Source organism: Hyphomicrobium sp. (assembly GCF_036780825.1).
GTDB lineage: Bacteria > Pseudomonadota > Alphaproteobacteria > Rhizobiales > Hyphomicrobiaceae > Hyphomicrobium_C.
In genome coordinates this window covers 1-26,570 of the sequence record NZ_DAIQCD010000005.1, presented here as the reverse complement: position 1 = coordinate 26,570, position 26,570 = coordinate 1, and the positions used below count along the sequence as shown (strand labels likewise).

The 26,570-nt window shown below is 63.8% G+C and carries 22 protein-coding genes and 1 tRNA gene; 14 read left to right on the top strand and 9 right to left on the bottom strand.

Features of this window, described 5'->3' with window-relative positions; genetic code table 11:
• Window positions 1–18: 18 nt before the first annotated feature.
• From V7P99_RS03880 to V7P99_RS03865, 4 genes are all read left to right on the top strand, one after another.
• Window positions 19–3,195 (top strand): efflux RND transporter permease subunit, encoded by a 3,177-nt coding sequence (locus V7P99_RS03880; protein WP_333793472.1) that lies wholly within the window; start codon window positions 19–21, stop codon window positions 3,193–3,195.
• Between the two features lie 101 nt (window positions 3,196–3,296).
• A complete protein-coding gene (egtB, locus tag V7P99_RS03875) occupies window positions 3,297–4,628 on the top strand; it encodes an ergothioneine biosynthesis protein EgtB (protein WP_333793471.1) in 1,332 nt (443 codons plus the stop codon).
• A gap of 1 nt (window position 4,629) precedes the next feature.
• Window positions 4,630–5,619: an L-histidine N(alpha)-methyltransferase gene (gene egtD, locus V7P99_RS03870; RefSeq protein ID WP_333793470.1), complete on the top strand. Its 990-nt coding sequence runs from the start codon at window positions 4,630–4,632 to the stop codon at window positions 5,617–5,619.
• A 388-nt stretch (window positions 5,620–6,007) separates the two neighbouring features.
• Window positions 6,008–7,330, top strand: coding sequence for a globin-coupled sensor protein (locus V7P99_RS03865; RefSeq protein ID WP_333793469.1), 1,323 nt, complete (start codon window positions 6,008–6,010; stop codon window positions 7,328–7,330).
• A 215-nt stretch (window positions 7,331–7,545) separates the two neighbouring features.
• On the opposite strand, the gene V7P99_RS03860 is transcribed toward V7P99_RS03865, so the two are convergent.
• Window positions 7,546–9,126 carry a bifunctional aminoglycoside phosphotransferase/ATP-binding protein gene (locus tag V7P99_RS03860; RefSeq protein ID WP_333793468.1) on the bottom strand — a complete coding sequence of 527 codons (1,581 nt, stop codon included), beginning with the start codon at window positions 9,124–9,126 and terminating at the stop codon, window positions 7,546–7,548.
• 295 nt (window positions 9,127–9,421) lie between these two features.
• Between V7P99_RS03860 and V7P99_RS03855 the strand changes: the two genes are divergently transcribed.
• Window positions 9,422–9,835 carry a winged helix-turn-helix domain-containing protein gene (locus V7P99_RS03855; RefSeq protein WP_333793467.1) on the top strand — a complete coding sequence of 138 codons (414 nt, stop codon included), beginning with the start codon at window positions 9,422–9,424 and terminating at the stop codon, window positions 9,833–9,835.
• A gap of 48 nt (window positions 9,836–9,883) precedes the next feature.
• Here the strand turns inward: V7P99_RS03855 and modA are convergent, their stop codons facing one another.
• On the bottom strand, window positions 9,884–10,696 hold the full coding sequence (gene modA / locus V7P99_RS03850; protein WP_333793466.1) for a molybdate ABC transporter substrate-binding protein: 813 nt from the start codon (window positions 10,694–10,696) through the stop codon (window positions 9,884–9,886).
• Window positions 10,697–11,434: 738 nt separating this feature from the next.
• On the opposite strand from modA, the gene V7P99_RS03845 reads away from it, so the two are divergent.
• The 5 genes from V7P99_RS03845 to V7P99_RS03825 all read left to right on the top strand — a co-directional run bounded on the left by V7P99_RS03845 (window position 11,435) and on the right by V7P99_RS03825 (window position 15,030).
• Window positions 11,435–11,635: a NepR family anti-sigma factor gene (locus V7P99_RS03845; protein ID WP_333793465.1), complete on the top strand. Its 201-nt coding sequence runs from the start codon at window positions 11,435–11,437 to the stop codon at window positions 11,633–11,635.
• Window positions 11,636–11,637: 2 nt separating this feature from the next.
• Window positions 11,638–12,201, top strand: coding sequence for a sigma-70 family RNA polymerase sigma factor (locus V7P99_RS03840; protein WP_333793464.1), 564 nt, complete (start codon window positions 11,638–11,640; stop codon window positions 12,199–12,201).
• A gap of 116 nt (window positions 12,202–12,317) precedes the next feature.
• On the top strand, window positions 12,318–13,181 hold the full coding sequence (locus V7P99_RS03835; RefSeq protein WP_333793463.1) for a response regulator: 864 nt from the start codon (window positions 12,318–12,320) through the stop codon (window positions 13,179–13,181).
• A gap of 201 nt (window positions 13,182–13,382) precedes the next feature.
• A complete protein-coding gene (locus V7P99_RS03830) occupies window positions 13,383–13,736 on the top strand; it encodes a response regulator (protein ID WP_333793462.1) in 354 nt (117 codons plus the stop codon).
• A 211-nt stretch (window positions 13,737–13,947) separates the two neighbouring features.
• Entirely contained in the window at window positions 13,948–15,030 is a 1,083-nt protein-coding gene (locus V7P99_RS03825; RefSeq protein WP_333793461.1) for an HWE histidine kinase domain-containing protein, read from the top strand.
• Window positions 15,031–15,065: 35 nt separating this feature from the next.
• Here the strand turns inward: V7P99_RS03825 and V7P99_RS03820 are convergent, their stop codons facing one another.
• Window positions 15,066–15,587, bottom strand: a complete 522-nt coding sequence (locus V7P99_RS03820; RefSeq protein ID WP_333793460.1) for a SixA phosphatase family protein — start codon at window positions 15,585–15,587, stop codon at window positions 15,066–15,068.
• Window positions 15,588–16,023: 436 nt separating this feature from the next.
• Between V7P99_RS03820 and V7P99_RS03815 the strand changes: the two genes are divergently transcribed.
• Window positions 16,024–16,683 (top strand): helix-turn-helix domain-containing protein, encoded by a 660-nt coding sequence (locus tag V7P99_RS03815; RefSeq protein WP_333793459.1) that lies wholly within the window; start codon window positions 16,024–16,026, stop codon window positions 16,681–16,683.
• Between the two features lie 77 nt (window positions 16,684–16,760).
• On the opposite strand, the gene fae is transcribed toward V7P99_RS03815, so the two are convergent.
• Genes fae through V7P99_RS03790 form a run of 5 tightly spaced genes read right to left on the bottom strand, consistent with a single transcriptional unit; the run spans window position 16,761 to window position 22,500 of the window.
• Entirely contained in the window at window positions 16,761–17,309 is a 549-nt protein-coding gene (fae, locus tag V7P99_RS03810) for a formaldehyde-activating enzyme (protein WP_333793458.1), read from the bottom strand.
• Window positions 17,310–17,333: 24 nt separating this feature from the next.
• Window positions 17,334–17,918, bottom strand: coding sequence for a sarcosine oxidase subunit gamma (locus tag V7P99_RS03805; protein ID WP_333793457.1), 585 nt, complete (start codon window positions 17,916–17,918; stop codon window positions 17,334–17,336).
• On the bottom strand, window positions 17,911–20,916 hold the full coding sequence (locus tag V7P99_RS03800; protein ID WP_333793456.1) for a sarcosine oxidase subunit alpha family protein: 3,006 nt from the start codon (window positions 20,914–20,916) through the stop codon (window positions 17,911–17,913). The genes V7P99_RS03805 and V7P99_RS03800 overlap by 8 nt, the downstream gene beginning before the upstream one ends.
• Window positions 20,916–21,212: a sarcosine oxidase subunit delta gene (locus V7P99_RS03795; RefSeq protein ID WP_333793455.1), complete on the bottom strand. Its 297-nt coding sequence runs from the start codon at window positions 21,210–21,212 to the stop codon at window positions 20,916–20,918. The genes V7P99_RS03800 and V7P99_RS03795 overlap by 1 nt, the downstream gene beginning before the upstream one ends.
• 28 nt (window positions 21,213–21,240) lie before the next feature.
• The gene (locus tag V7P99_RS03790; protein ID WP_333793454.1) at window positions 21,241–22,500 is read right to left on the bottom strand and encodes a sarcosine oxidase subunit beta family protein; all 1,260 of its coding nucleotides are present in this window, start codon (window positions 22,498–22,500) and stop codon (window positions 21,241–21,243) included.
• A gap of 87 nt (window positions 22,501–22,587) precedes the next feature.
• On the opposite strand from V7P99_RS03790, the gene V7P99_RS03785 reads away from it, so the two are divergent.
• Both V7P99_RS03785 and V7P99_RS03780 read left to right on the top strand, forming a co-directional pair.
• Entirely contained in the window at window positions 22,588–23,526 is a 939-nt protein-coding gene (locus V7P99_RS03785) for a LysR family transcriptional regulator (RefSeq protein ID WP_333793453.1), read from the top strand.
• 38 nt (window positions 23,527–23,564) lie between these two features.
• Window positions 23,565–23,641, top strand: a tRNA-Arg gene (locus V7P99_RS03780).
• Window positions 23,642–23,737: 96 nt separating this feature from the next.
• Here the strand turns inward: V7P99_RS03780 and V7P99_RS03775 are convergent.
• Window positions 23,738–24,826 carry a S1C family serine protease gene (locus V7P99_RS03775; RefSeq protein WP_333793452.1) on the bottom strand — a complete coding sequence of 363 codons (1,089 nt, stop codon included), beginning with the start codon at window positions 24,824–24,826 and terminating at the stop codon, window positions 23,738–23,740.
• Window positions 24,827–25,198: 372 nt separating this feature from the next.
• Here V7P99_RS03775 and V7P99_RS03770 point away from each other — a divergent pair, with 372 nt between their 5' ends.
• Window positions 25,199–26,362: a cytochrome P450 gene (locus V7P99_RS03770; RefSeq protein WP_333793451.1), complete on the top strand. Its 1,164-nt coding sequence runs from the start codon at window positions 25,199–25,201 to the stop codon at window positions 26,360–26,362.
• Window positions 26,363–26,570: the final 208 nt, after the last annotated feature.

The window sequence follows — 26,570 nt, the reverse complement described above, 5'->3', positions numbered from 1 at the left end:
GGGCGGTAGGATAGACCTGTGCGCATCTCGCATTTCTTCATCGATCGGCCGATCTTCGCCGCCGTCATCTCGATCGTGTTCATCATCGTGGGCGTGGTCTCGCTCGAGCGGCTGCCCATTGCGCAGTATCCCGAGATCGCGCCGCCCGTCGTAAACGTCACCGGGCAATATCCCGGAGCCAGCGCCGAGGTGGTTGCCGCGACGGTGGTGGCGCCGCTCGAGCAGCAGATCAACGGCGTCGAGCACATGCTCTACATCTCGTCGAACTCGACGGGTGATGGACGCTTCTCGATCTCGGTGACGTTCGATCTCGGGACGGATCTCGACACCGCGCAGGTGCAGGTGCAGAACCGCGTCGCCATCGCGCAGCCGCGCCTGCCGTCCGACGTGCGCAATATCGGCGTCACCGTGGCCAAGGCCTCGCCCGACCTCATGATGGTCGTGCATCTCTTCTCGCCCGACCAGTCTCGGGACACGCTGTTCATCTCGAACTATGCCAGCGTCAACGTCGTCGATGTGCTGAGCCGCATCGAGGGCATTGGCTCGATCACGGTATTCGGAAGCCGCGACTACTCCATGCGCGTGTGGCTCGATCCCGATCGCCTTCAATCCCTGGCGCTCACGGCGGGAGACGTCGTGGCGGCGCTGCAGGGGCAGAACGTGCAGGTGGCGGCCGGCATCCTCAATCAGCCTCCGATAGACCAGCCCGGCGCGTTCCAGATCTCGGTGCAGACGCAAGGTCGCCTCGCCGATCCGGCCGAATTCGGGGAAATTGTGGTCAAGCAGAGCGGCGAGGCAGTTGTGCGGCTGCGCGACGTGGCGCGCGTGGAGCTGGCGGCGCTCGACTACGGCGTGAACTCCTACCTGGATAAAAATCCGGCGACCGGCCTCGGCGTCTTCCAGCTTCCCGGCTCGAACGCCATGGCCACAGCCGAGCGCATCAATGCGACGATGGCGGAGCTTTCGAAGAGCTTCCCGTCCGGGCTCGAATACGCGATCATCTACAACCCTACCGAGTTCATCCAGCAATCGGTCGACGCGGTGGTGAATACGATCCTCGAAGCGGTCGTGCTCGTCGTTCTCGTCGTGATCCTCTTCCTGCAAACGTGGCGGGCCGCGGTCATTCCCATCGTGGCGATCCCGGTATCGCTCATCGGCACCTTCTTCCTGATGGCGGCGTTCGGGTTCTCGCTCAACAACCTGTCCCTGTTCGGGCTCGTGCTCGCCATCGGCATCGTCGTCGACGACGCCATCGTCGTGGTGGAGAACGTCGAGCGCAACATGGCCAAGGGAATGAGCCCGCGCGAAGCCTCTTACCGCACCATGGAGGAGGTCGGCTCAGCACTGATCGCCATCGCGCTCGTGCTATCGGCGGTGTTCGTGCCATCCGCCTTCATCACGGGCATTTCCGGCCAGTTCTACCGGCAGTTTGCCCTCACCATCGCCGGCGCGACGGTGATCTCGCTGATCGTGTCGCTGACGCTCTCCCCGGCGCTTTGCGCCATGCTCCTCAAGCCGCATACCGAGGGCCAGCATCGGGGCAGCCTTTTGATGTGGCCGGTGCACGCGTTTTTCCGCGTGTTCAACTGGAGCTTCGACAAGATGGCCTCCGGCTATGCCTGGCTCGTGGGCCGGCTGGTTCGCATGGCGCTCGTCATGCTCGTCATCTACGGCGGCATCATCGCTTTCGGGATGAACGAGTTCCAGAAGACGCCCGTCGGCTTCATCCCGGCGGTCGACGGCGGCTACCTGATCACCGTCACGCAGCTTCCGCCTGCCGCCTCGCTTGCGAGAACCGACGAGGTCCACAAGCGGGTGGTCGAACTCGCGCTCGAGGTGCCTGGGGTCCAGCATGCGGTCAGCATCGTCGGCTTTTCCGGAGCGACGCGCACCAACGCGCCAAACGCTGGCGCGGTGTTCGTGGTGCTGAAGCCGTTCAGCGAGCGCGCCAAGGATCCGGAGCACCAGTCGGCGCAGGCGATCCAGCAGGCGCTGCTCGCCAAATTCTCCGAGATCCAGGAGGCGATGGTGCTCGTCGTGCCGCCGCCGCCCGTGCGCGGCATCGGCAGCGCCGGTGGCTTCCGCATGATGGTCCAAGATCGCCTCGGCGCGGGGCCGGCCGCGCTCCAGCAGGCCGTCGGCGCCATGATGGAGAAGGCGAACCAGACGCCAGGGCTCATGCAGGTGTTCTCGATGTTCGAGAACGCCACGCCTCAGCTCTATCTCGATATCGACCGCGTCAGGGCGCAGATGCTCGGCATCGACGTGTCGGATGTGTTCACGGCGCTGCAGACCTATCTCGGCTCCTCCTACGTCAACGACTTCAATCTGCTCGGGCGAACGTTCCGCGTCACGGCGCAGGCGGACAGTGATTTCCGAGCCAATACCAGGGACGTGCTCAACATCCGGGTGCGCAATAACCAGGGCGACACGGTGCCGCTCGGAACGTTCACGACGGTGCGAGACATTTCGGCACCGGCGCGCGTGCCGCGCTACAACCTCTATCCGGCGGCGGAGCTGGATGGCACGGCGGCGCCTGGCTACTCGCAAGGCCAGGCCATCGACCTCATGGAGAAGATCGCGGCGGAGACGCTGCCGCAGGGCTTCAGCTTCGAATGGACCGAGCTTGCTTACCAGCAGATCAAAGCCGGAAACACGGCGGCATTCGCGTTCGCGCTCGGCGTCATATTCGTGTTCCTCGTGCTCGCGGCGCAGTATGAAAGCCTCACTCTTCCGCTTGCCGTTATCCTGATCGTACCGATGAGCCTCGTCGCCTCGATCAGCGGGGTCATCTTGCGCGGGCAGGACAACAACATTCTGACGCAGGTCGGCTTTATCGTGCTGATCGGCCTTGCGGCGAAGAACGCCATTCTCATCGTCGAGTTTGCAGCGCAGCTCGAGCAGCAGGGCAAGGATCGCTTCGAAGCGGCCAAGGAGGCGGCGCGGCTCAGAATGCGGCCGATCCTGATGACGTCGCTGGCTTTCATTCTCGGCGTGGTGCCGCTCGTTTGGGCAGTCGGCGCTGGCGCGGAGCTGCGCCAAGTGCTCGGCACCGCCGTGTTCGCCGGTATGATCGGCGTGACGGTCTTCGGCCTCATCTTCACGCCCGTGTTCTATGTGATCTGCCGGTGGCTCGGCCGGCTCTTCACGCGCCGCCGGCCTGCAAACGAGGAGGCGTCCCAGCCTGCCGAATAGGCAAGGCGCCTCTATCGCAACGTTGCGGAAGGCGGCATCTCCGATCGGCCTCGCTCCCATTTTTTGGGGAACCAGGCTCAGCCTCAAGGAGTTGCTTCGCCATGCCTGCTCCCGCCCTTGCGCAATCCGAAACGTTTTCAGATCCTGCACACACGGTCATCCGAGGGCAGGGCCGTACGCTCGCGGATAGGCTGCGCGACAGCCGCCGCCTCTCGCTCGAGCTGGCCAGCCCGCTCAGCGCGGAAGACATGGTCGTGCAGGCGATGCCCGATGCCAGTCCTACGAAATGGCATCTTGCACACGTCACCTGGTTTTTCGAAACGTTCGTGCTGAAGCCGTATCTTGCCGGCTATCGCATCTTCGACGATGCTTTTAACTATTGCTTCAATTCCTACTACGAGAGCCAGGGCGAGCGGCATCCGCGGCCGGCTCGCGGCCTTCTCACGCGGCCGTCGGCCGAACGTGTGCTCGGCTATCGCGCGCACGTGGACGAGGCCCTCGAGCGGCTGCTGGCGGGCGGGCTCGAGCCGGGTGGAGACGTGGCCAGGCTTATCGAACTCGGCATCAATCACGAGCAGCAGCATCAGGAACTCCTGCTCACCGACATCCTGGCGTTATTCGCGACCAATCCTCTGCGCCCCGCCTATCACGAGCCGCATGCTTTACGGGCGGCCATGAACGGGCCGTCGAGCGATGCGTCAGCGGGGTGGATCGCCTATCCCGGCGGCACGTTCGAGGTGGGCCACGAGGGCCAAGGCTTTGCCTGGGATAACGAGGGGCCGCGCCACGATGCGCTCGTGCGCCCGTTTCGGCTCGCGGACCGGCTGGTGACGAACGGCGAGTGGCTGGCATTCATGGCCGATGGCGGCTATCGCACCGCCTCGCTTTGGCTCGCTGACGGCTGGACGCGCGTGAATAGCAAAGGCTGGCGGAGCCCGCTCTACTGGGAGGAGCGGGACGGCACCTGGCTCATGATGACCTTGGAGGGCCTCTTGCCGATCGAGCCTGACGCCCCCGTCTCGCACGTTTCCTATTACGAGGCCGATGCCTTTGCCCGCTGGGCAGGACATCGGCTGGCAACGGAGTTCGAGTGGGAGATCGCTGCCGCGGAGGAGCCGATCGAAGGCAACCTGCTCGGCACGCGCGCGTTGCGGCCAATGCCGGCCGGCGCCTCCACGACAGGCGGGCCGCGGCAGATGTTCGGCGACGTTTGGGAGTGGACGCAAAGCGCTTATCTGCCCTATCCGGGATATCGCCCCCCGGCGGGTGCGATCGGCGAGTACAATGGCAAGTTCATGGTGAGCCAGCAGGTGCTGCGCGGAGCTTCCTGCGCAACGCCGGACGGGCACACCCGCCCCAGCTACCGCAACTTTTTCTATCCGCACCAGCGCTGGCAGTTCGCCGGTGTGAGGCTCGCGACGGATGGCGGCTGATATGCGGGCCTCCACTCTTTCCATCGGCCGCCGAAAAAGCGAAGAGGCGGACGCCGCGGCTTCCCATGATTTTGAGGCAGCCGTGACGGCGGGGCTTTCCAAGCCGCAGAAGGAGCTTCCGTCTCGCTTTTTTTATGACTCCGCCGGCAGCGCGCTGTTCGAAGAGATCACGCACCTTCCGGAATATTACTTGACGCGAACCGAGACGGAGCTCCTGAACGCGCATGCCGGCGAGATGATCGGGGATCTGCCAAAGGACGGTGTGCTCGTCGAGTTTGGATCCGGCTCGAGCCGTAAAACAGAGATCCTTCTTCGGCACGCTCCGCGGGGCGTCACTTATGTGCCGATTGACGTTTCCGGTTCGGCCCTTGTTGCCGCGAGGCGCCGTCTGGCCGCACGCTTCCCTGACCTCGACATCCGTCCGGCCGTGGGTGATTTTTCCGCTCCGTTGCGCCTCGAGGGTGATCTCGCCGTGCGCCCGAAGGTCGGCTTCTTTCCGGGATCGACGATCGGTAACTTGGCGCCTGCAAAGGCCGTTGTGCTGTTGCGTTCGTTCCGTGCAGTCCTGTCAGGAGAAAGCCGCCTGATCGTCGGCGTGGATCTCCGGAAGGACGAGCGTCGCCTGGTGGCGGCCTATGACGACGCAGCCGGCGTTACAGCGGCCTTCAATCTCAATCTCCTGCGCCGTATCAACCGTGAGCTTGGTGCAGCGATCAATCTCGCGACGTTCCGCCACCGGGCACTCTACAACCCGCACGAGGGCCGTATCGAGATGCATCTCGTAAGCTCCGTCGCGCAAGACGTGCGGATCGCCGGCCGGCACTTTCACTTCCAGGCTGGCGAGAGCATCCATACCGAGAACTCGTATAAGTATACGGTGGCGCAGTTCCGCGAGATGGCGCGCGAGGCCGGCTGGCAGCCGACTAAGGTGTGGATCGACGCAGATCAAACGTTCAGCATCCACGAACTCTCCGCGCCTGCCACTCGGTAGATTGCCGCCGGATCGATCGATTTTTCACTCGCTTGGTGAGCCTACTCCAATACGTACTCGGGGTTGCGGCCGGTTTGACGCTCGGTTTTTGTTTTCTCCTATTTTTTAATTCCGAGTTCCGAAGGCCGGCTTCGGGGTGGTTTTTACGGGTTGATCTTGTTTTTTCGCGCGACTCAGCGGAATGCTTGCCGCGTGCGGGAGGCATTGCCGCCAAGTTACGAATTAAATTGGATAAAATATCATTCCTTCGCTCAGCATCGGATAGATTGAATGAAATATAGAATATGAAATAGTTATATTTTCGACATTTAATTGATCTTGCGAATTGCAGAGGTAGGTGGCCTGGCTTTCCAGGGAAGCGTTCTCAGGAATAAAAAAGAGGGGAAATATGAGCGCGAATAACGCCATGGCGGTGCGGCTGTCGTTCAACCGCATTGATGACGAGACCCGGTTGCTCCTGCAGGAGTACAAGGAATTCCTCGTGTCTGAGCTTCCAGGTGTTCTCGAAGGATTTTACTCGCACATCCTCGCTTTTCCCGAGACGGCCGCTTTCTTCAAGTCCCGGGACATGATGACCGGTGCCAGGAATGCGCAACGGCAGCATTGGGAGATCATTCTGAGCGCGAAGTTCGATACCGCTTACGAGGCCGCGATCAGGCGCATCGGCGAAACGCATCATCGCATCGGGCTCGATCCCAAATGGTACCTTGGCAGCTACAATGCCCTTTTGAGCGGGCTCTTTGAGGCGATCACACTCAGAATGCCGCAAGGTCAGGCCGGCCGGAAGGGCGTCGATCGGAGAGCGGCGTTGCAAAGCGCGGTGCTCAAGGCCGCGATGCTCGATATGGAGCTTGCCATGTCGGTGTATCTCGAGGCGGGACAACGGGAGCTCAGCGCGCTCGCGGATGCGGTCGTGACCATGGCGGGGTCGGTGGCGCACACGGCCATCGAGCTCGAGCGGGCGGCGGATTCCGTTGCCATGTCTGCACGCTCGGCGACGGAGCAGACGGCCACCGTGGCGACGGCGGCAGAGCAGGCCTCTGTCAATGTCCGCACGGTGGCGGCGGCTGCGGATGAACTCTCTGCTTCGGTGAAGGAAATATCGCGCCAGGTGGCGGGCTCGACGGAGGTCGCGGGGCGTGCTGTCGCGACGGCCGATGGGGCCTCTGAGAAGGTCCGCGATCTCTCGCAAGCCTCCCAGGCGATTGGCGATGTAGTCGAGCTGATCAGCAACATCGCGCGGCAGACGAACCTGCTGGCGCTCAACGCTACGATCGAGGCGGCACGCGCGGGAGAGGCGGGAAAGGGATTTGCGGTGGTGGCGCAGGAAGTCAAATCGCTCGCCAATCAGACCGCCAAGGCGACGGCCGAGATCGGGGCGCAGATCAATGCCATCCAGGGATCGACCGCCGATGCCGTGAGCTCGATCGGCAGCATCGGCGAGGTCATCAAGTCCATCGACCTGATTGCCAACACGATTGCCGCCGCGGTGGAGGAGCAGGGCGCGGCGACCGTCGAGATCGCGCGCAACGTGCAAGAAGCGGCGCGCGGCACGGAGGATGTTGCGTCCAACACGGTGGGCCTCTCGGAATCGGCCGCTTCAACGGGTTCTGCCGCCGCGCAGATGCTGGCCTCGGCACGCCGCCTCGGCGAGCAGGCGGAAGCGCTCAGGCTGGCCGCCGAGAAAGCTGCATCCAGACGGGCAGCGTAGTCCGCAGAGGCCGCGCCCGCATCGGCCGGCCCCTAGAGCGCGTTCACTTTTATCGGAATCGGATTGCGCAACGTGAACGCGCTCTAAGTTTTTATTTGAGAGACTGATTCACGTTCTCGGAGAATGCGTGTCCGCATCCACCGAGAACGATCAGGCTCTAGCCGTTCCCGTGCACGCGAATTCGAGGCCGGCTTCAGGCTCTTTTCCGGCCGTGATCAGGCGGCTGCGGCCAACGCCGCTTCGGCTTGTGCGAACGTGCGATCGAACGTCTGGCCGGCATCGATGCGGATCCACGTGATCGGGCCGAGATCGCGCGAGGCCTGCGCCCGTACGACCTCGGCGTCCGAGTCCGAAGCATCGTCGCGGCGGGCCTCCACGCGGGCGATCTGCGTCGCGAGCGGCGCCTCGAGCCAAAGGCCAAGGAAACGGGAGCCCAATCGCGATGCGATGGCCTGGATTCTTTCCCGTTCCTCGGGCTTGGCGGACACGCCGTCGAATATGACGCTGTGTCCGGCGGCGAGGGCGCGTTCGGCTTTTTCATAGAGTACCGCGTAGACCCGGTCCGAAACCTCCTCAGAATAATGTTCGCTTGGCAATCGCTCTGTCTCCGGCGTGTCGAACATCTGCTTGCGCTCCACGTCCGTGCGCAGCACGAGGGCGCCGGGAGCGGGCTCGAGCATCGGTGCGAGGCGTGCGGCCAGCGTCGACTTGCCCGTGCCTGAAAGACCTCCGATCGCAATGAGCGCCGGCTGCACGGGTTTGAGATAGCGTATGGCGGCGGTCATGTAGGATATGGCACGAGCGATGAGGCCGTCGCTCTGCTGCGCGGCAGGCTTCTGGAGCGCGCTTTGCAGGGCAACGAGCCCGCGGATGGCCGCGCGCGTGGCGAGAAAGAGCGGCAATGCCGCCACGCCTTCGATTTCCTCGCCAACGGGTGCGATGCCGACGTAGGTGTTGAGCACGACGTTGGCGGCGGCGCGATCGCCGCGCACGTCGAGATCCATGAGAAGGAAGGCCAGATCGTACAAGACGTCGATGGTGGCGAGGTTCTCGTCGAACTCCAGCGCATCAAAGGGAACGACGTGGCCATCCAGCATGACGATGTTGCCGAGGTGGAGATCGCCGTGGCAGCGGCGCACGTATCCGGAGCGGCTCCGCTGCTCGAGAAGGCCGGCAACCCGGCCGACCTCGGAGAGGCTCAGCTCCCGGAACTCTGCCGCGAGTGCTTTTTGGCTCTCAGGCGCCGCTTCCACGAGCGAGGCTGAAAGGTCCTCCAGGGTTTTCTGCATGATCCTGGCGCCGGACAGCCCGATCGCCGGTGGTGCGGCGCGATGATAGCGGGCCGCCATGGCAGCCAGGGCCCTGCCCGCCTCACGCGGAAGCGGACCTCTGGCAGCGATGCGTGCAAGAAGCTGGTCCTGCTCGAAGCGATTCATGACGAGGACCGCCTCGGTCGGAGTGCCCTCCTGCCATGCGAGGGAACCATCGGCGCGCCGTCCGATCATCGTGAGGCCGCGATAGAGCCCCGGCGCTTGGTCGCGGTTGAGCTCCAGCTCGCGGGCAAGTGCCGTCTCGCGCGCGGCGAGCGTCGTGAAGTCGAGAAATGGCAGCTTGACGCGTTTCTTCACCTTGTAGGCCGTATCGCCAGCCAGGATGACGCGCGCGGCATGTGTCTCGATGATCTCGATGGTGTCGGGGCGGTTGGGGAACGAAGCGGGGTTGGTGAGAAAGGCGATCAGTTTCGCCGCCTCTTCGTCCATCTCTGCAAGATCGTCAGGGCGGTGCGTATTGGGCATCGCGGCGTTTCCGTCTGCAGGCCATGTCCTCGTGTCTCAAAACTCTCTCGTTCCTCTCCCGAGTGTGCGTCTCTTTATGTCGGCAACGGAATCGATGGCGGATTCTAGAGCATTTTCCGTTCGCTTACCCTCGCTGCAAATTCGCTAGTTGGTTGCTCGATGTTTGACCTGCATGGCCCTTGGGCTTGCCAAGCCCTCTCGCCCCCGGCTCCGAGCCTCTCTACACTCGTAGGCTCGCTTCGGTAAATGGCGAGCTGTAAAAGAGATGAGTGAGGGGACAAGGGGGCGGAGCACGATGATTGGTAAACCCAAGCCGGGCAAGAGCGTCATCCACCGCACGATGATTGCGGAGCGAGGGCCGTTGTCGCGCGCAACATTGCGCCTCCGCATCGTATTTCCTGACGAGCGCAAGATTGGACCGGGCAAGGCGGATCTTCTCGAGGCAATCGAGCGTACGGGCTCGATCTCGTCAGCAGCGCGTGAACTCAGCATGTCCTATCGCCGTGCCTGGCTGCTCGTCGACGAGTTGGGCCGGCTGTTCAAGCGTCCCCTGGTGACGACCGCAGCCGGCGGCGCACGGGGCGGCGGCGCCGAGCTCACCGATTTCGGGCGCGCTCTCATTGCGGCTTACAGGCGGATCGAGGATCGGGCCGCAGAAGCGGCGCGGGCCGAGCTTGCCGCTTTCGAGTCCGATCTCGACGGCGTGTAGGTGCGTTCGCGGGCCCGTGGAGCCGCACCAGCGAACGGCACCGGGGGCCTACTTCAGGACCGTGAAGCCCTCGTCCTCAAAAATTTCCGAGGCTGCGTGGCTCGAGAGGAACTCCAGGAAGGTGTGTGCTTCCGCGTTGTGGGAGGATGTCGTGATCGCGACCGGGTAGATGACAGGGCCATGGCTGTCGGCCGGAAAGGTGCCGACGATCCGCACGGCGGGTTCGCTCCGGGCATCCGTTGCGTAAACGATGCCGAATGGGGCCTCACCGCGCGCGACGTAGGAAAGCGCGACGCGAACGTTCTCAGCGCCGGCAATTTTGGGTGCGATGGCGTCCCAGACGCCGAGGTGGGTGAGCGCGGCCTTTGCGTAGATGCCGGCCGGCACCGAGTTCGGTTCGCCCATAGCGAGGCGCCCGTTATCCCCGAGCGCGTGCGCGAGGGCGAAGCCGGGCTCGATGGCCAGCGACGCCGTGCTGCTCTTCGGGGCGATCAGCACCAGTGTGTTACCCAGCAGGTTTTTGCGAGTGGCGGGATCGATCAGGTTCCGCTCGGCTATCCAATCCATCCATTTGAGGTCGGCCGAGATGAACAGATCGGCGGGTGCGCCGGATTCGATCTGCCGCGCCAGGGCCGACGAGGCCGCGAAGGACAAGGTGGCCCTTTTTTCGGTGTCGGCGTGCCAGCTCTCGGCGATGCGGTCGAGGGCATTTTTCAGGCTTGCCGCGGCAAAAACTACGACGGGCTTGGCCGCCACTGCGGGACTCGTAGCGGGATGCGTATCCTGGGCCCGGGCCAGTGACGATCCTAAGGCAAAGGACAGAGCCACCACGCAGGCTACGAGGCGAGCCGATAGGGTCATGGATGAGGGTCCTGAAGAGCTATATCCAGTGCGACATAGCGATTCCATTGCCCCGCGCTCCCTGTCAAGGGTGAGCAGGGAGCCCGGCTTTGTCTGATGGGGAAGGGAAGGCAAGGTGAGGGGTGTGGTGCCGGCGGCATGATCGGGAGGGAGTGCGCGCCGGCACCACGAGCTTGACGCCACCCGTGCTCTAGGGTCGGGGAGGGGGTGCGGGAGGCGCCAGCTGTCCTTAAGTAAAGTCTGTGCGGGGCTGTCCGTTCCACGCTTTTTGTCGGAGCCGCCGCGTCAGCTCCTAACGTGAAGGCTCCGCGTGAGTTCCGACCGGCGAATGGGCCGTTTGGCCGCAGAATAAAGAAGCAATGACGCCGGAACCGAAATCCGGACAGGTGCGTTAGAGGGGGCGGGCGCGTGCAGGCCGGGCGTCGTGGAAAAGCGAGGGTGGCTCGATGCGCCAATTTTCCGTTAAGAATTACAGGTGCTTGGTTCAGGAAGAGAATTTGAGCCTGAACTTTCGCTGTTTGCTATGCCGTTTATTGTAAAGTCGATTGTGCCGGCGGGCCGCGGAGGGAAAATCGGTATGTGTGTAAGGTCGGCAGGCCGGCCGCGCGAGATGACGGGTAACTGATAAGGTTGACCAATAAAGTCGGGCGCTTGATGACCCGGCGTGCGGGGATGAGCATTCCGAGGGAACCACAAGAGATGACCACGCCAAAATCCGTTCAACCGGCTCGGAGCATCATGCGAGAGGCCATCATGGATATGGAGCCGGCAGCGCACATCGACGAAGCGATCCAGGGCGCGCTCGGGCGCAAGCTGCGGGAGAGCTACGAGGAGGTCGTGCGGGAGCAGGTTCCGGAGAAATTCTTGCAACTCCTCAACCAGCTGAAAAAGTCCGAGGGGGACGTCTCCAGCGAGGACGGAGAGGAGCGTAAGGACTGAATATGGCAGCGCCGGACTTCGAGCAGTCTCTCGTGGGGGCTATTCCTCATTTGCGGGCGTTCGCGCGATCCTTCGCCAACGACGCGCAGCGCGCGGATGATCTCGTACAGGAAACGCTCGTCAAAGCGTGGAACAGCCGGGATTCCTTCACCCCCGGGACGAACTTTCGAGCCTGGCTGTTCACCATTCTCCGCAACGTTTATTTTTCCCAGCATCGAAAGCTCAAGCGGGAGGTGGACGATCCGGATGAGCAGTATCAGAATTCACTCTCGGTCCAGCCGGAACAATACGGCTATTTAGACCTCGCCGATTTTCGCACGGCGCTGGCGCGGCTTCCGTCGGATCAGCGGGAAGCGCTGATTTTGGTTGGGGCGGAAGGATTTTCCTATGAGGAGGCAGCCGAGATTTGCGGCTGCGCCGTGGGGACCATCAAGAGCCGCGTCAACCGGGCGCGCAACCGCCTCGTAGAGCTGCTCGGGGACGATGAGCTCAAGGGCAGCGCGTCAAGCTCCTCCGGCGCCTCCCGTGCCTCGGCGCGCGCGGCCGTTAAGCACGACGCACGTTGATGAAGCTTAGTAATTGGTCCCGCTGCGATATCTCGTTCGGAACTTTCCGATTTTGCTGAGCGTTTAGCAGCACAGGGTCGCAGCCCCATTCAGGTCTGCTCAGTAGGGAGATACCAATGTCGCTTGCAGAGACGATTGCGCCTCAGCTACCGTATTTGAGGCGTTTCGCGCGTGCGCTGACCGGGAGCCAGGAGAGCGGGGACGCCTATGTCGTCGCGGTGCTGGAAACGCTGGTCGCGGACCCACAAAGCTTTCCGGAGAGCCAAGCGAAGCGAGTGGGACTCTACAGGTGCTTCCTTAGGGTCTGGAACTCAATCAGCCTCAACCGAGACTCCATCGCGCCCAAGAGCCAGGCGGACCGCAGCCTGGAGGCGATCACGCCGCTGCCCCGGCAGGCTTTCCTGCTCGCATCCGTCGAGGGGTTCACCACGCCGCAGATCGCGGAAATTCTTGATTGCACCGCGGACGAGGTGACCCGGCTCATCGAGGAAGCAGGCGAGCAGATCGCCGAGCAAACCGCGACGGACGTTCTGATCATCGAGGACGAGCCCTTGATTTCGATGGATCTCGAGGCTCTCGTGAAGGGCCTGGGTCACCGGGTTTCGGGGGTAGCGCGCACACATCGCGAGGCCATCGCCGAGGTGAAAAAGAAAAGGCCGGGGCTTGTGCTCGCGGATATCCACCTCGCGGACGGAAGCTCGGGGCTGGATGCCGTCAACGAGATCCTTCTCGGGCTCAACCTTCCGGTCATTTTCATTACAGCTTTTCCGGAGCGGCTCCTCACGGGAGAGCGTCCCGAGCCCACCTTCCTTATCACGAAGCCTTTTGAGCCGAACACGGTGCGCGCGCTCGTCAGCCAGGCCTTGTTCTTCGGCACGAACGCCCATGTCCCCGATGCCTCATCGGCGCTCGGAGCGGAAGGCGGAGCGAAAGTGGTCCCTTCAGCCGCCGCGGCAGCGGACCGGGCCGCCAGGCCTTGATCGCGTGAGCCCGTTCTATGTCCGCCGTCGTCATGGTGCTCTGTGGGAGCGGCGTGGAACGGGGTGCCGGCGCGTGTTTTTCGCGCCCGCGCGGGAATTAATTATGCGTTGCGCAATGCTCGCGGGTGGTCCACAGATTCATCTGTAGGTGGCAGTGCGCGGCTCGCCCGTCGGGCGGCTGAGCACATAAGGTGATTTGAAATGGCGCGTGTGCTGGTTGTCGACGATGAAGCTCTCATCGCGATGATGCTGAGTGAGCTCCTCGCCGAGTATGGTCACGAGACGGTCGGTCCGGCCCATTCCGAAGGACAGGCCCTCGAGCTCGTGGCATCGACCCCGATCGATGCGGCAATCCTCGACGTGACCCTCGGCGATCATGATTGCTTCAAAGTGGCGGAGGCGCTCGGTCAGCGGGGCATTCCCTTCGCCTTCGCCACCGGCCATGGCACTCAGGCCATGCCCGACGCGTTTCGTGAGCGCATGACCGTATCCAAGCCGTTTGATTTCGACGTCGTGCGACGCTTGGTGAACGATCTGGTGGCGCCGGGCGCCTGACACGCGCTCATACTTCACGGGGGCAGGATGTGCAGCGGGAACCGCTCCGCAGGCCCTGCTTAGAAGCCCTTTCGATGCGTAGCCGCAGGCTCGCATCTCAGATGATCGGGCTTGGGGCGCTCGGGTCTCGTTCCGGGCGGTTCCGGGGGATGCTCAAGCTCATGGCACGGGGTGCTAGGCCGCGTGCCGTTGACCGTGAGGCAGACTCATTATGCCGGGTGCAGACGCACCAGTTAATTTTCTTGTGGTCGATCCCGAGCCTCGGCGCCACACGCTCTATCGGGATCTCCTCGGCGCGCTCGGAGGGCAGGTCGTGACGATCGTGCCCGGCGAGGATGCGAGGACGCGCCTGCGCGCCGATCGCTTTGCCTTCGTGATCCTGCATGTCGATGGCTGGGAGAGGCAAGTTCGCACCGAACTTGCTGGGCTTGCGATCTCGGAAACGCGGCCCAGCCATGGCGGCGTCATCGTGGTGTCGGGCGAGATGCCGGAGGACTTCATCCCCGGTGAGGGGCTGGACGGAGCCTATGAATTCGTGCCGGCGCCCTTTGTAAGGGAGCTGCTCACCCAGCGGGTCGCCTGTCTTCTCGAACTCCGGCGTGCCAAGGCGGAGCTGGCTGCGGAAAGGGCAAAGCTCGCAAAGCTGGTCTCGGAGGTGGGCCGCCTGGACGCGGAGATCGACGTGGAGCGGACCACCGCGGGCACGCTGCGCGCTCAGCTTGCGGCCCAGGCTCATAGCAGCAAGAATCTCCTTGCGGTCCTGCAATCTCTTGCGTTGCGCACGATCAGAGACGGGCGGGACGTGGCGGAGATGCGAGAGGTGCTGACGGGGCGCTTCCGAGCGCTTGCCCGGGCGCATCAAAGGATTGCGGCCGGTGACGGGGAATGGATTGATCTCGCACCAGCCGTGGAGGCGCTGCTTGCCGATATCGCGGACAGATCGTCGGCGCATGGGCCTCCGGTAAAACTTGCGCGATCGGTGGCGCAGACGTTCATGCTGGCGCTGCATGAGCTGGCCGCCAATGCGCTTCAGCACGGCGCGCTGCGCTCATGCAACGGCAAGGTCGCGATCGAGTGGGCCCTCAAGGGCGCAGGACCCGAGCGCTATCTCGAGGTGAAATGGAGAGAGAGGGGCGGGGAGCCCGCGCCGGCGCCATCCCACTACGGGTTTGGGCTTACGCTTGCCTCATCGTTCGCCGATGGCAAGGCGCCGACGGAGGGCATCAGCTTCGATGCCGAGGGGCTGACCTGCTGCATGCGGCTATCGCACGAGATGATCGACGCCGCGTCGTGATCGCGAAGACCTTGAAGGCTGCGGATGCCGGGTCGTCAGCTCTCGAGCCGGCGTGGCGTCGTGAAGTGCTCGAGATGGCCGCGCGCGGTTTCCATGTCTTTCCAGCTTTCCGCATCGAGTGAATAGACGGCGAGCGCCGCGGTCGGAAACTCACGCGCCAGATGCGCAAGGAGCTTGCGATCGCCATCGCCGGCCAGCTCGAGGGCAAGGGCATAGAGGCCCGGATTGTGCCCCACGACGAGCACATGCGCGTGGCCTGCCCCAGCCTCCGCGATCACGCGGCGGATGGCGCGCGGTGAAGCCAGGTACAAAGCATCGTCGTAAACCACTTCCGGCGGCGGCGGACCCAGCTCGGAGAGCAGGAGCGTGAGAGTTGCGCGCGTGCGCATGGCGTCCGAGCACAGGACGAGGTTCGGTCTTAGCTTTTCCTGCCGCATGAACTTCGCCAGCAGCGGCGCCGCCTTGATGCCGCGCTTGGCAAGCGGACGCTCGTGATCGCAGAGCTCGGGGTTGTCCCAGCTCGATTTGGCGTGGCGGAGGAGAGAGAGGGTCAGCATGGTGCGAGCATCGCCACGGACGCGGTTCCGTCAAGACGCGACGTTGGCGGGATCGCAAAAAGAAGGAGCCCAAGCGGTTGTGCTTGGGCCCCAGTCATTCCGTTTGGATTTTCTGCCCTCCCAGGAACCAGGGGAACTCGGGTCGGAGAGAGAGGCAGCTCCAAACGGTAAACGTGGCTTGGGAGGAAACGGATAACCAAATTTCAAGCGCTCATCCCACGGACGATCATGCGGAAGGGTTGTCTATTTGTCAATAAATATTCTTGAGAGGAAACATTGCTTTTGCCTATTCCGCTATCTCTGCGGGGGCTTCTGCATCCTCCGGTAGAGGTGCTACACAGAGGGTTGCTTTTTGTGACGGTACGATGCCGATCGTTCCTGCAGCGCTGCTGCGGGGCTATTATATTGGATTTTGTTCAGCGAGCAGACCATAGCCATGCGCAAGCCGAAGACGACGCCGAAGAAGGCGAGTACGCGGGCGAAAGCCGCGGATTTGACCACTGGTTCTGGAGCGCCCGATATCGTCGCGAGAACGCTGGAGAATGCCATCGGCGTTCAGGTGCGTGAATATCGTAAGCACGCGGGGCTTACCGTCTCGGAGCTCGCTTCCGTTGCCGATATTTCGACCGGCATGCTGTCGAAGATCGAAAACGGGCAGATCTCGCCTTCTCTTTCGACACTGCAGCTTCTCGCGTCGGCGCTCAATCTGCCGCTCACGAGCCTGCTTGCTTCGTACGATCGCGGACGAGGCTGCTCCTACGTCAAGAAGGGAGAGGGCGTCGCCATCCGCCGGCGGGGCACGAAGGTCGGCCACAACTATCATCTGCTCGGGCAATCGCTTGGCGGCGAGATCGCGGTCGAGCCCTATCTGATCTCACTGCATAAGGATGCGGAGCCCTATACGGAGTTCCGTCACGCCGGCATCGAGTTCATCTACATGCTGAGCGGAAAGGTTTCGTATGCCCATGGCGAGCGCTCGTACCTGCTCGAGGCGGGGGATTCGATGATGTTCGATTCTTCTGAGCTGCACGGGCCCGACAAGCTGATCGAGCTGCCCGCGATTTATCTCTCGATTATCATCTACGAACGCAGATAGAGCGCGGCCGTGCGACCGCGCTCTGGATCTTTGTGCAAGTGGCGCCTTGCGCGTGCAATGCGTGCTCTGTCGAGATTTTAGATCTCGCCCTTGAGGCCACGCTCGAAGTACTTGTGGACGATCTTGTCCTGGTTCTCGAGCAGCCAGTCGATCGAAGGCTCGTTGTTCATCGCCTTGTGGATGGCGCGCGTCGTCGCTTCGCGGTGGATATCGAACAGGACTTTGTGGTCGAGATTGTCGATGGTGGCGACCGAGGGGTTGAGCCACAGCGACACGATGATGCCGAGATCGTTGGCTTTCTCCTTCGGGATGTCACCAGCACGAACGGCATCGAGCACGCCCATTGCGGTCGCGTACTGGACGGTGCCCATCAGGATGTTGGTGTAGCGCTCATTGGTGACCGTTACCTTGCTGACGCAGATGGTGGCTGGGCGCACCATGACGTCGGTGTTGAGCAATGCCAGAACGCGGCTGTGACCGGCGACCTGGTTGCCGAGCAGATTTGCGAAGGCCGTTCCGAACGGGCCATCCAGCTCGCCGATGGCGACCTCGGGCTCTGCAGCCGTGCCCGGAGGGCCGCCTGCGACAAGGGCCTCTCCGACGCGAAAGCCGATGCGTCCGCTCATGCCGTATCTCCTTTACGTGTGTGTTCAGGTGTTCGCCGAGGCGTACTCGGCCGCGGACTCGAACAGCCAGTGGGCGAAGCTGTCCGCGTAGCTCCGGAACATAGCAGCCTCATATGTGGGCGCTTCATCCGTTTGCCACAGAATGATGCCGATGTGACTAGCGTGCGTGATTGCGACGCTGCCTGGTGAGAAGGCACGGGGATGGAGATCGATCGGCACACCTTTGGCCAGCACGGCCCGTGCCTTCGGCCCCGAGATGCGCACGACGACGCGCCCGTCCGAATGATCGACCACCGACGCGATGCCGGCGAGATGCGCCCTGAGTTCCATCTCGAGGTCGCGGCCATCCTGGCGCTCGGCAATGGCGAGCCATTGGCCGGGGCCCGCCCACACGAAGGCGATGCCGTTGCCGGTGACGCGGGCGGCGCCATCGGGAAGCACGGCGCCGTATGTGGCGCTGATGGCCTCGCGGAGGGCGTCTTCCTTGCCGCGGTAGGCAGCGAAGCTCGCCATCGTCAGATTTTCGAGCGCGGAGACGGTGAGCTCCCGTGTCGCCAGCGGATGCCATTCGAGGAATGCGGATCTTGGTGAAAGTGTGAGCTCAGCCACGGACGCGCCCTCCTTCGGGATCAACAAATACCGTCGAAACGACTTCGACCAGCGTGTCGCCGCCGCGCACCGGATCGTAGGCGCGCACGATCTCGCCCATGCGCTCCGGCCCGCGCTTCAAGAACCCGAGCCCGATCCAATGCCCGTTGGAAGGCGAATAGGCGACCGACGTCATGAAGCCTTCGTCGGTTTCTGCGCTCGGTACCGCATCGCGGGCGATGAAGTGCGCGCCGGAGCGCAGCTTGGCCGAGCGGTCCACCGGGCGGAAGCCGACGAGCGTCGGGCGCTCTGCGTCGAGCAGGCCGGGCCGCTTGCCGAGCACGTGGCCAATGAAGTCCTTCTTCTTCGCGACCATGCCGCCGAGGCCGGCATCTTTGGGCGTGGTCGTGCCGTTGAGCTCGGGTCCGCTGATGTGGCCCTTCTCGATGCGCATGACGCCAAGCGCCTCCGTGCCATAGGAGCAGGCACCGAATTCCTCGCCAGCTTCCATCAGGCGGCGGATCAGCGCGTCGCCATAACGAGCGGGGACGCCGAGCTCGTAAGCGCGCTCGCCCGAGAAGGAGAGCCTGTAGAGGCGTGCCTTGGTGCCGCCGCAAACCGTGATCTCGCCGACACCCATATAGGGGAAGCCCTCATCCGAGATGTCGAAGGCGGGATCGACGATTTTCTGCAGCAGCGCGCGCGATTTCGGGCCCGCGATCGCGTATTGCGCCCACTGCTCGGTGGCGGAGACGATCTGTACGTCGAGCTCGGGCCACAGCCACTGGGCGCAGTATTCCATGTGCTGCACCACCTTGACGGCGTTCGCGGTCGTCGTGGTGATGAAGTAATGGTTCTCGCCGAAGCGGGCCGCGGTTCCGTCATCCATCAGGATGCCGTCCTCGCGCAGCATGCCGCCATAGCGCGCCTTGCCGACGGCGAGCGTCTTCATGCCGTTCATATAGATGCGGTCGAGGAAGACGCCGGCATCCGGCCCCTGAACATCGACCTTGCCAAGAGTCGAGACGTCGCAGATGCCGACGGAATTGCGCACCGTCGTCACCTCGCGCGAGACCGTCTCGAGCCAGTCCCGCTCACCCGGGCGGGGGAAGTAGCTCGGGCGCAGCCACAGGCCGGCCTCGACGAACTTGGCCCCTTGCTCCTTGGCAAAGCGATAGGACGGCGGGTGGCGCGTCGCCTTAAAGCTCTTGCCGCGGTGATGGCCAGCGATCGCGCCTAAGGAGACCGGCGAATAGGGCGGACGCGCCACTGTGATGCCCGTCTCGGGGATGGAGCGACCCGTGATCTCGGACATGATGGCGAGTGCGTTGACGTTGGCGGTGCGGCCCTGGTCCGTGGCCATGCCGAGCGTCGTGTAGCGCTTCAAATGCTCGACGGCGCGGAAGCCTTCCCGCTCGGCGAGTTCGATATCCTTGTCGGTGACGTCGTTCTGGTGATCGACGAACGCCTTGCCGTCCGGTTTCGCGACGCGCCACATCGGCTCGATGGCATCGCTCTCGCCAATGGCGAGAGGTACGGGGACGGACGGGGCTCTGTGGCCGCTTTCGGCTGCCGCCGCCGCGCCCGCGGCGTTGCCTGCCGCAAGCGCCTTGTCGAGCGTCACGTCGCCGCCCACGGCGCCAGCGACGGACATACCCGCTGGTAGCGGACCCGGGAGGAACGCGCAGAGGCGCTCATTCCAGACCGGCTTGCTGCCAAGATGCGTCGTGAGCTGGATATTCGGGTTCCAGCCGCCGGAGACGGCGACGAGATCGCAGTGGAGCGAGAGCGTCTGGCCGTCGGCTGTGCGGACGCTTACGCCCCTGACGCGCGACCTCCCGCGCGTGCCGGTGACGACGGCGCCCGAGAGCAGGCGCGTGCCGGTTTCGCCGGCGAGGCGGCTCACGGCTTCGGAGACGGTTCTGCGGCTGTCGACGAGGGCCACGACATCGACGCCGGCGCGCTGGAGATCGCGCACGGTGGTCGCGCCATAGTCGTTGTTGGTGAAGACAACCACGCGCCGGCCGGGGGCGACGCCGAAACGGTTGATGTAGGTGCGCACGGCGCCGGCAAGCATGACGCCGGGGCGATCGTTGCCGCCGAATACGATCGGCCGCTCGGTGGCTCCGGCGGCGAGCACAACTTTCTTCGCCGCGATTCGCCACAGGCGCTGGCGCGGAACGCCAGGCGCCGGGCGATAGACGTGGTCGCTCACCCGCTCGAGGGCGCCGTAGGTGCCGCCGTCATAGGTGCCGAACGCCGTCGTGCGGCGGAGGATCCGAACCTCAGGATGGCTCGACAGTTCGGCCTCAACGGACTTCACCCAGTCCGCAGCCGGCTTGCCGTCGATCTCCGACGCATCGTCGAGGGCGCGGCCGCCGAGGGCGGCATTCTCATCCACCAGGATGACGCGCGCACCGCTGCGGGCAGCCACCTGCGCGGCCGCAAGCCCTGCCGGACCGCCGCCGATGATCAGGACATCCGCGAAGGCGTTGGCCTTCTCGTAGGTATCGGGATCGTTTTCGTCGGACGCGCGCCCGAGGCCCGCGGCGCGGCGGATCATCGGCTCGTACAACTTCTCCCAGAGGGCTGCCGGCCACATGAAGGTCTTGTAGTAGAAGCCGGCGACGAAGACGGGCGACAGCAGCGAGTTGACGGCCATCAGGTCGAGGCGAAGGGAAGGCCAGCGGTTCTGGCTCGTCGCGGTGAGGCCGTCGTAGAGCTCCGCCACGGTGGCCTTCGTGTTCGGCTCGCGGCGCGCGCCTTCGCGCAGCTCGACGAGTGCGCTCGGCTCCTCGGAGCCGGCGGAAAGGATGCCGCGCGGGCGGTGGTACTTGAACGAGCGCCCGGCGAGAATCACGCCGTTGGCGAGCAGCGCCGACGCGAGCGTGTCGCCTGGGTGGCCGACGTAGGTGTGCCCATCGAAGGTGAAGTGAAACGTGCAGCTCCGGTCGATCAGGCCGCCCGTGCGAAGGCGATTGGGCTGCCGGTCAAATCCGATGCGATCTCCGGTTGCCATTATGCGCTGTCCTTCGTTGCGGATTTCTCAGCGAGCGCGACGTCGCGCGCCAGCTCGACGGAGGCGATGGCGTGGGTCGAGACGTTGCGCGTCACGACCAGCCAGGAATGGCAGCCGGCAGCGTGATACCAGAGCTCACGGTGCATGCCGGGCGGATTCGTGCGCACGAAGGTGTACGCAACGAATTCCTCCATCGCCGTCGGGCTTTCGAAATTCGGCCGTTTGACGGTTGCGTCGCCCGAGTAGAGAAACTCGTCGAGGCTGCGTTCGCCGCAGTGGGGACATGCGATTCGCATCGCTTGGTCTTTCCTGTTCGTTGGCGCGTCAGTGGAGGTTCGGTTGCGGGCCCATGCCCTTCTCGTCGATGGCATGGCCGGTCGCGAAGCGGTCGAGCCTGTAGCCGCGCGCTACGGGATGGGGCTCGTCGCGCGCGATGAGATGAGCGAAGCAGGTGCCGGAAGCCGGCGTCGCCTTGAAGCCGCCGTAGCACCAGCCAGCATTGAGATAGAGGCCTTCGATCGGTGTCTTGTCGATGTAGGGGCTGCCATCCATCGACATGTCCATGATGCCGCCCCAGTGGCGCAGCAGGCGCACGCGGCCCATGCGCGGGATCAAGGCCATGCCGCCTTCGCAGACGTCCTCCACGACGGGCAGGTTGCCGCGTTGCGCATAGGTATTGTAGCCGTCGAGGTCGCCGCCGAACACGAGGCCGCCCTTGTCGGACTGGCTCATGTAGAAATGGCCGGCGCCGAAGGTCACCACGCAATCGACGAACGGCTTGATGGCCTCAGTGACGAAGGCCTGCAGCACGTGGCTCTCGATGGGAAGGCGCAGGTCCGCCATTGCGGCAACGCGCGACGTGCTACCGGCGACGGCGAGGCCGATCTTCTTGGCCCCGATGAAGCCGCGAGACGTCTCGACGCCGGTGACGCGGCCGCCCTCGCGCTTAAAGCCCTTCACTTCGCAGTTCTGAATGATGTCGACGCCGAGCCTGTCGGCGGCGCGTGCATAGCCCCAGGCGACGGCGTCGTGGCGCACGGTTCCGCCGCGGGGCTGGAGCAGGCCGCCGTGGATCGGGAAGCGCGCATTGTCGAAATCGAGGAACGGCAGCATCCGGCGCACGTCCTCGCGATCCAGCAACTCGGCGTCGACGCCGTGCAGGCGCATGGCGTTGCCGCGGCGTGCGAAGGCGTCACGCTGGCCGTCCGAATGGTAAAGGTTCAGGACACCACGCTGGCTGACCATGGCGTTGTAGTTGAGGTCCTGTTCGAGGCCCTCCCACAGCTTCATGGACAACTCGTAGAAGGGGATGTTGCCCGGCAGCATGTAGTTGGAGCGGACGATGGTGGTGTTGCGTCCGACGTTGCCGCCGCCGATCCAGCCCTTTTCGAGCACGGCGATGCGCAGCGGACCGTAACTCTTGGCTAGGTAATAGGCTGTTGCGAGGCCATGCCCGCCGCCGCCGACGATCACGACGTCGTAGTCGGATTTCGGATCAGCGTTTCGCCAGGCCGGGCCCCAGCCCGTGTGCCCGCGCAAGGCTTCGCGCAAAACGGAGAAGATGGAATAACGGGTGCCCGACATGCGGCTCTCGCTCCTCGTCACGGATGTCGCGAGCTTAGGAGCCAGGGGCGTTGTGGGCCATATAAGTTTGACTTATAGTATGTGCCCATGCGCGAACCGCCTCCTACGCTCCCGTTTGACCTCAGATCGCTCGAGATCTTCCTTGCCGTCTGTGACAGCGGCGCCATGTCGTCGGCGGCGCGCGAGCTTGGGCTCACGCAGCCGGCCGTCTCGCTCGCCATTGGAGATCTCGAGCGCAAGCTCGGGTTCGATCTCTTCGACCGGACGGTGCGCCCCCTTGCCGTGACGGTTGCCGGTGGCCTTTTGCGCCAGCGGGCGGCGGCCCTGATCGCGGAGGCGCGCCAGATTGGTCCGCTCCTCCGCGAGACCAAGCATGGCAAGCTGCCCTTGATCCGGGTCGGACTTGTCGATTCGCTCTCGCGCGCGCTGACGGAGCCGCTTGCAAGCTATCTCGCGACGAAGGCCGACGAGGTGTCGATCCTGTCGGGGCTCACGGCCTCTCACGCGAGCGATCTCCTGACGCGGCGGCTCGATCTTTTCCTCGGCGTCGATGACCTCGAGACGTGGGCGGGCCTTGAACGCTGGCAGCTCGCCAAGGAGCCCTACATGCTGGTGCTGCCGGCGGGCACGGATGCGCCACGCACCGTGGCGTCGCTGCGCAAGCTCGCGCAGAGGCTGCCGCTGATCCGGTTCAGCTCACGCTCGCGGACCGGGGTCGAGATCGAGGCGCATATCCGCCGCCTTGGCATCGTGTCGCCCCGCTCGTTCGAATTCGATACGCCCTATGGCGTGACGTCCATGGTTGCCGCAGGAAGCGGGTTTGCGATCACGACGCCGCTCTGCATCGAGGAAGCGGAGGTGAGGAGCGCCCGACTCGTGACGGCGCCGCTGCCGGGGCCTCAAATTTCGCGCAAACTCACCCTGGTCGCTCGCCATCGGGAGCTTGGGCGCCTGCCGCGCGAGCTTGGTGAGATGGTGCGGGGCATTCTGGTGGCGGCCGGCGCCTCGAATTCGGAAGCTTTATGAAATTGCGGCCGGAGCCGGATCTTGATAGGTCAGGTGCGGGCCCCGTAGCTCAGTCGGATAGAGCACCAGATTCCTAATCTGGGGGTCGCAGGTTCAAATCCTGCCGGGGTCGCCAATGTCTTGTTTTTTCATTGAAAACACTGTGTTTTCTGATGCTCGGTTGAGCGGTCCCGAAGCTTGATGATCTGGCATGCGGCCGCGAGCGACCTCATCAGCGCTCGTTCAAATCCTCGATCACGACCCTCACCTGGCGGCGTTGCCCGTTGCGCACGACCGTCAGTTCGGCCGTCTTGCCGATGCCGGTCTGCTCGAGCTGCTGGGCCAGCTCCCCGACGGATGAGACGTCTTTGCCGTTCACGGCGACGATAATGTCGCCCAGCAGGCCGCGCTCGACATCGGCGCCGACGATACCCGCCTTGTCGGCCGCGCCGCCGGGCGCCACGTCAATGACGATCACGCCATCCTGGCCGATCTGGGAGGCGATTTCCTGTGAGGCGGCGGCAATGCCGATGCCCGGCCGCGCGACCTTTCCTTTGCGCAGCAGCTGGGGAACCACGCGGTTCACCGTATCCACCGGCACCGCAAGGCCGATGCCGCTGTAGGCGCCGGTAGAGGATGCGATGGCGGTGTTGATGCCGACGAGCCGCCCTGCCGAATCGAGCAGGGGCCCCCCGGAGTTGCCAGGATTGATTGCCGCATCGGTCTGAATAACGCCCGTGATCTCCCGTCCCGTCGCTGTCGGCAACGTCCGGTTCAATGCGCTGATCACACCCGTCGTCAACGTTCTGTCGAGGCCAAACGGGCTGCCGATCGCGTAGACCTGCTGGCCCACCATGAGGTCCGAGGAGGTGCCGAGAGGCAGCGGCGTGAGCTCGAAGGGAAGGCTGCTGATGCGCAGGACTGCAAGGTCATACTCAGGTGCCACGCCGACCACCCGAGCAATGGTCGGACGGTCGGAGCCAAAGCGAACGAACACCTGGTCCGCGGAGCTCACGACGTGCGCGTTGGTGAGAATGTGGCCCGCCTTGTCCCACACGAAGCCGGAACCGGCTCCCTCGCTCACGGTGCTGCTGCCGAAGATGTCGCGCTGGGCGCGAATGGTGCTGATGTAGGCGACGGAGGGCGCGGATTTGCGGAAGATATCGATGGAGGTGTGCTCGAATTCGGCGAGATCTCCGCGCGGTGTGATCGGGCGCGCGTCGTATGACGTGTAGATCCAGCGCTGGACGAAGCCGCCTCCATACCAAAGGGCGATGGCAGCCGCCGCGATAACGATAGCGCGGCGCACGATGTCGTTCATTGCTCAACCTTTGCCGTTCTGGGCGTCATCTTCAAGGTACGCGTTCCCCTGTGTAACGTCTGCGATGAGCTAGAGCCGTTCCGCTACGAGTGGAATCGCGGAACGGCTCAGTTTTGTTTTATCGTTCTTTTTCTCGGAAAATAGGTTCCCATTTTTCGGAAGCACTCTAACAGGGGGCGCAATTCTTTCGCTGCCTGTCCTGCATCGCGCATTCGGCAAAGATCGGGCGGCAAAGATCGAGCGCGCTTGTTCGTGCCGAGGTGCGAACCGGTGGCTTGAGCTAGGTTAAGGACCGCTTACCCGTGACGGGATACGGGGTGCCCGGAAGGCGCAATCCGAGGATGCGCGCCTGCATGCCGCCAGGGAATTATTGTGAGCCGTACGCCAGACAAGTCGCAACCGGATTGGGATCCTAGATCCGGCGAGGTGCTTTCCAACCAAATCAAAGCCTACGATGCCATGCGTGGCCGTTGCCCGGTGGCCTATAGCGACTACCTGGGCTGGTCGCTATTCCGGCATCAGGATGTGGTGCGCGTCTTGGACGACCACCATGCATTCAGCAACGTCGTCTCGAGCCATCTCTCCGTGCCGAACGGAATGGATCCGCCGCAGCACACGGCATACCGGCGCGTGGTCGAGCGGCACTTCGAGACCGAGCGGGTCAATGCATTCGAGCCGCTTTGCCGGACGATTTCGGCCGATCTTGTGTCCGGCCTCGACAAGGGCGTGGAAATCGACCTGGCGTCCCGGCTGGCGCGGCCCTTCGCCGTCCAGGTCCAGTGTGCCTTTCTTGGCTGGCCTTCGGCGCTCCATGAGCCGCTGCTCTCGTGGGCGCAAAAGAACCATGAGGCGACCTTGGCCAAAGACACCAAGGCGATGGCCGAGATCGCTCTCGAGTTCGATGGCTACATCAGGACGCTGCTCGAGGAGCGACGGGTGGCCGGGAGCGACGCGCCGGATGACATCACGACGGATCTGCTGCGGACACGGGTCGATAGCAAACCGCTGAGCCACGAAGAGATCGTGAGCATCCTGCGCAATTGGACCGTTGGGGAGCTTGGCACCATTGCGGCGTGCGTCGGCATCCTCGTGCATTTCCTGGCGGATACTCCGCGCATTCAAGAGCATCTCCGGAACAATCTGCATCTCCTCGCGGCCGCCATCGACGAGATCCTGCGCATGCACGCGCCGCTGATCTCAAACCGGCGGAGGACGACCAAAGCGGTGGAGATCGGAGGGCGCCGGATTGCTGCAGGCGAACGCATTACGATCATGTGGGCCTCGGCGAATCGCGACGAGGCTGTCTTCGGCGATCCGGATGAATTCCGGCTCGATCGCGATTCAGGCGAGAACCTGCTTTACGGCCGCGGTATTCATGTGTGCCCGGGCGCGCATCTTGCGAGGCTCGAGCTTCGCGTCCTCATGGAGGAAATGCTGACGCGGACGGAGCAGATCACGCTCGTGCCTGGTCGGCCTCCGGAGATCGCCCTCTATCCGGCAAGCGGGTTCTCAGTGCTACCCGTGCGCGTCGCATAGGCTGTTGACGGACGGTCTCGCGATCGCCTCTGGTGAGAGAGGGCTCAATCACGATGTCGGCCGGCGATGAGCCGGCTGTTCTTGCATTTATATCCCGGATCTGTTGCATAATGTTCCCGTTTGTGGGGAACGGTTCGGGGGCGGATTGATGCTCGGCAGAGCGCGGCTGATTATGTCTGGCGCGGCAGCGATGGCTTGCGCAGCGCCG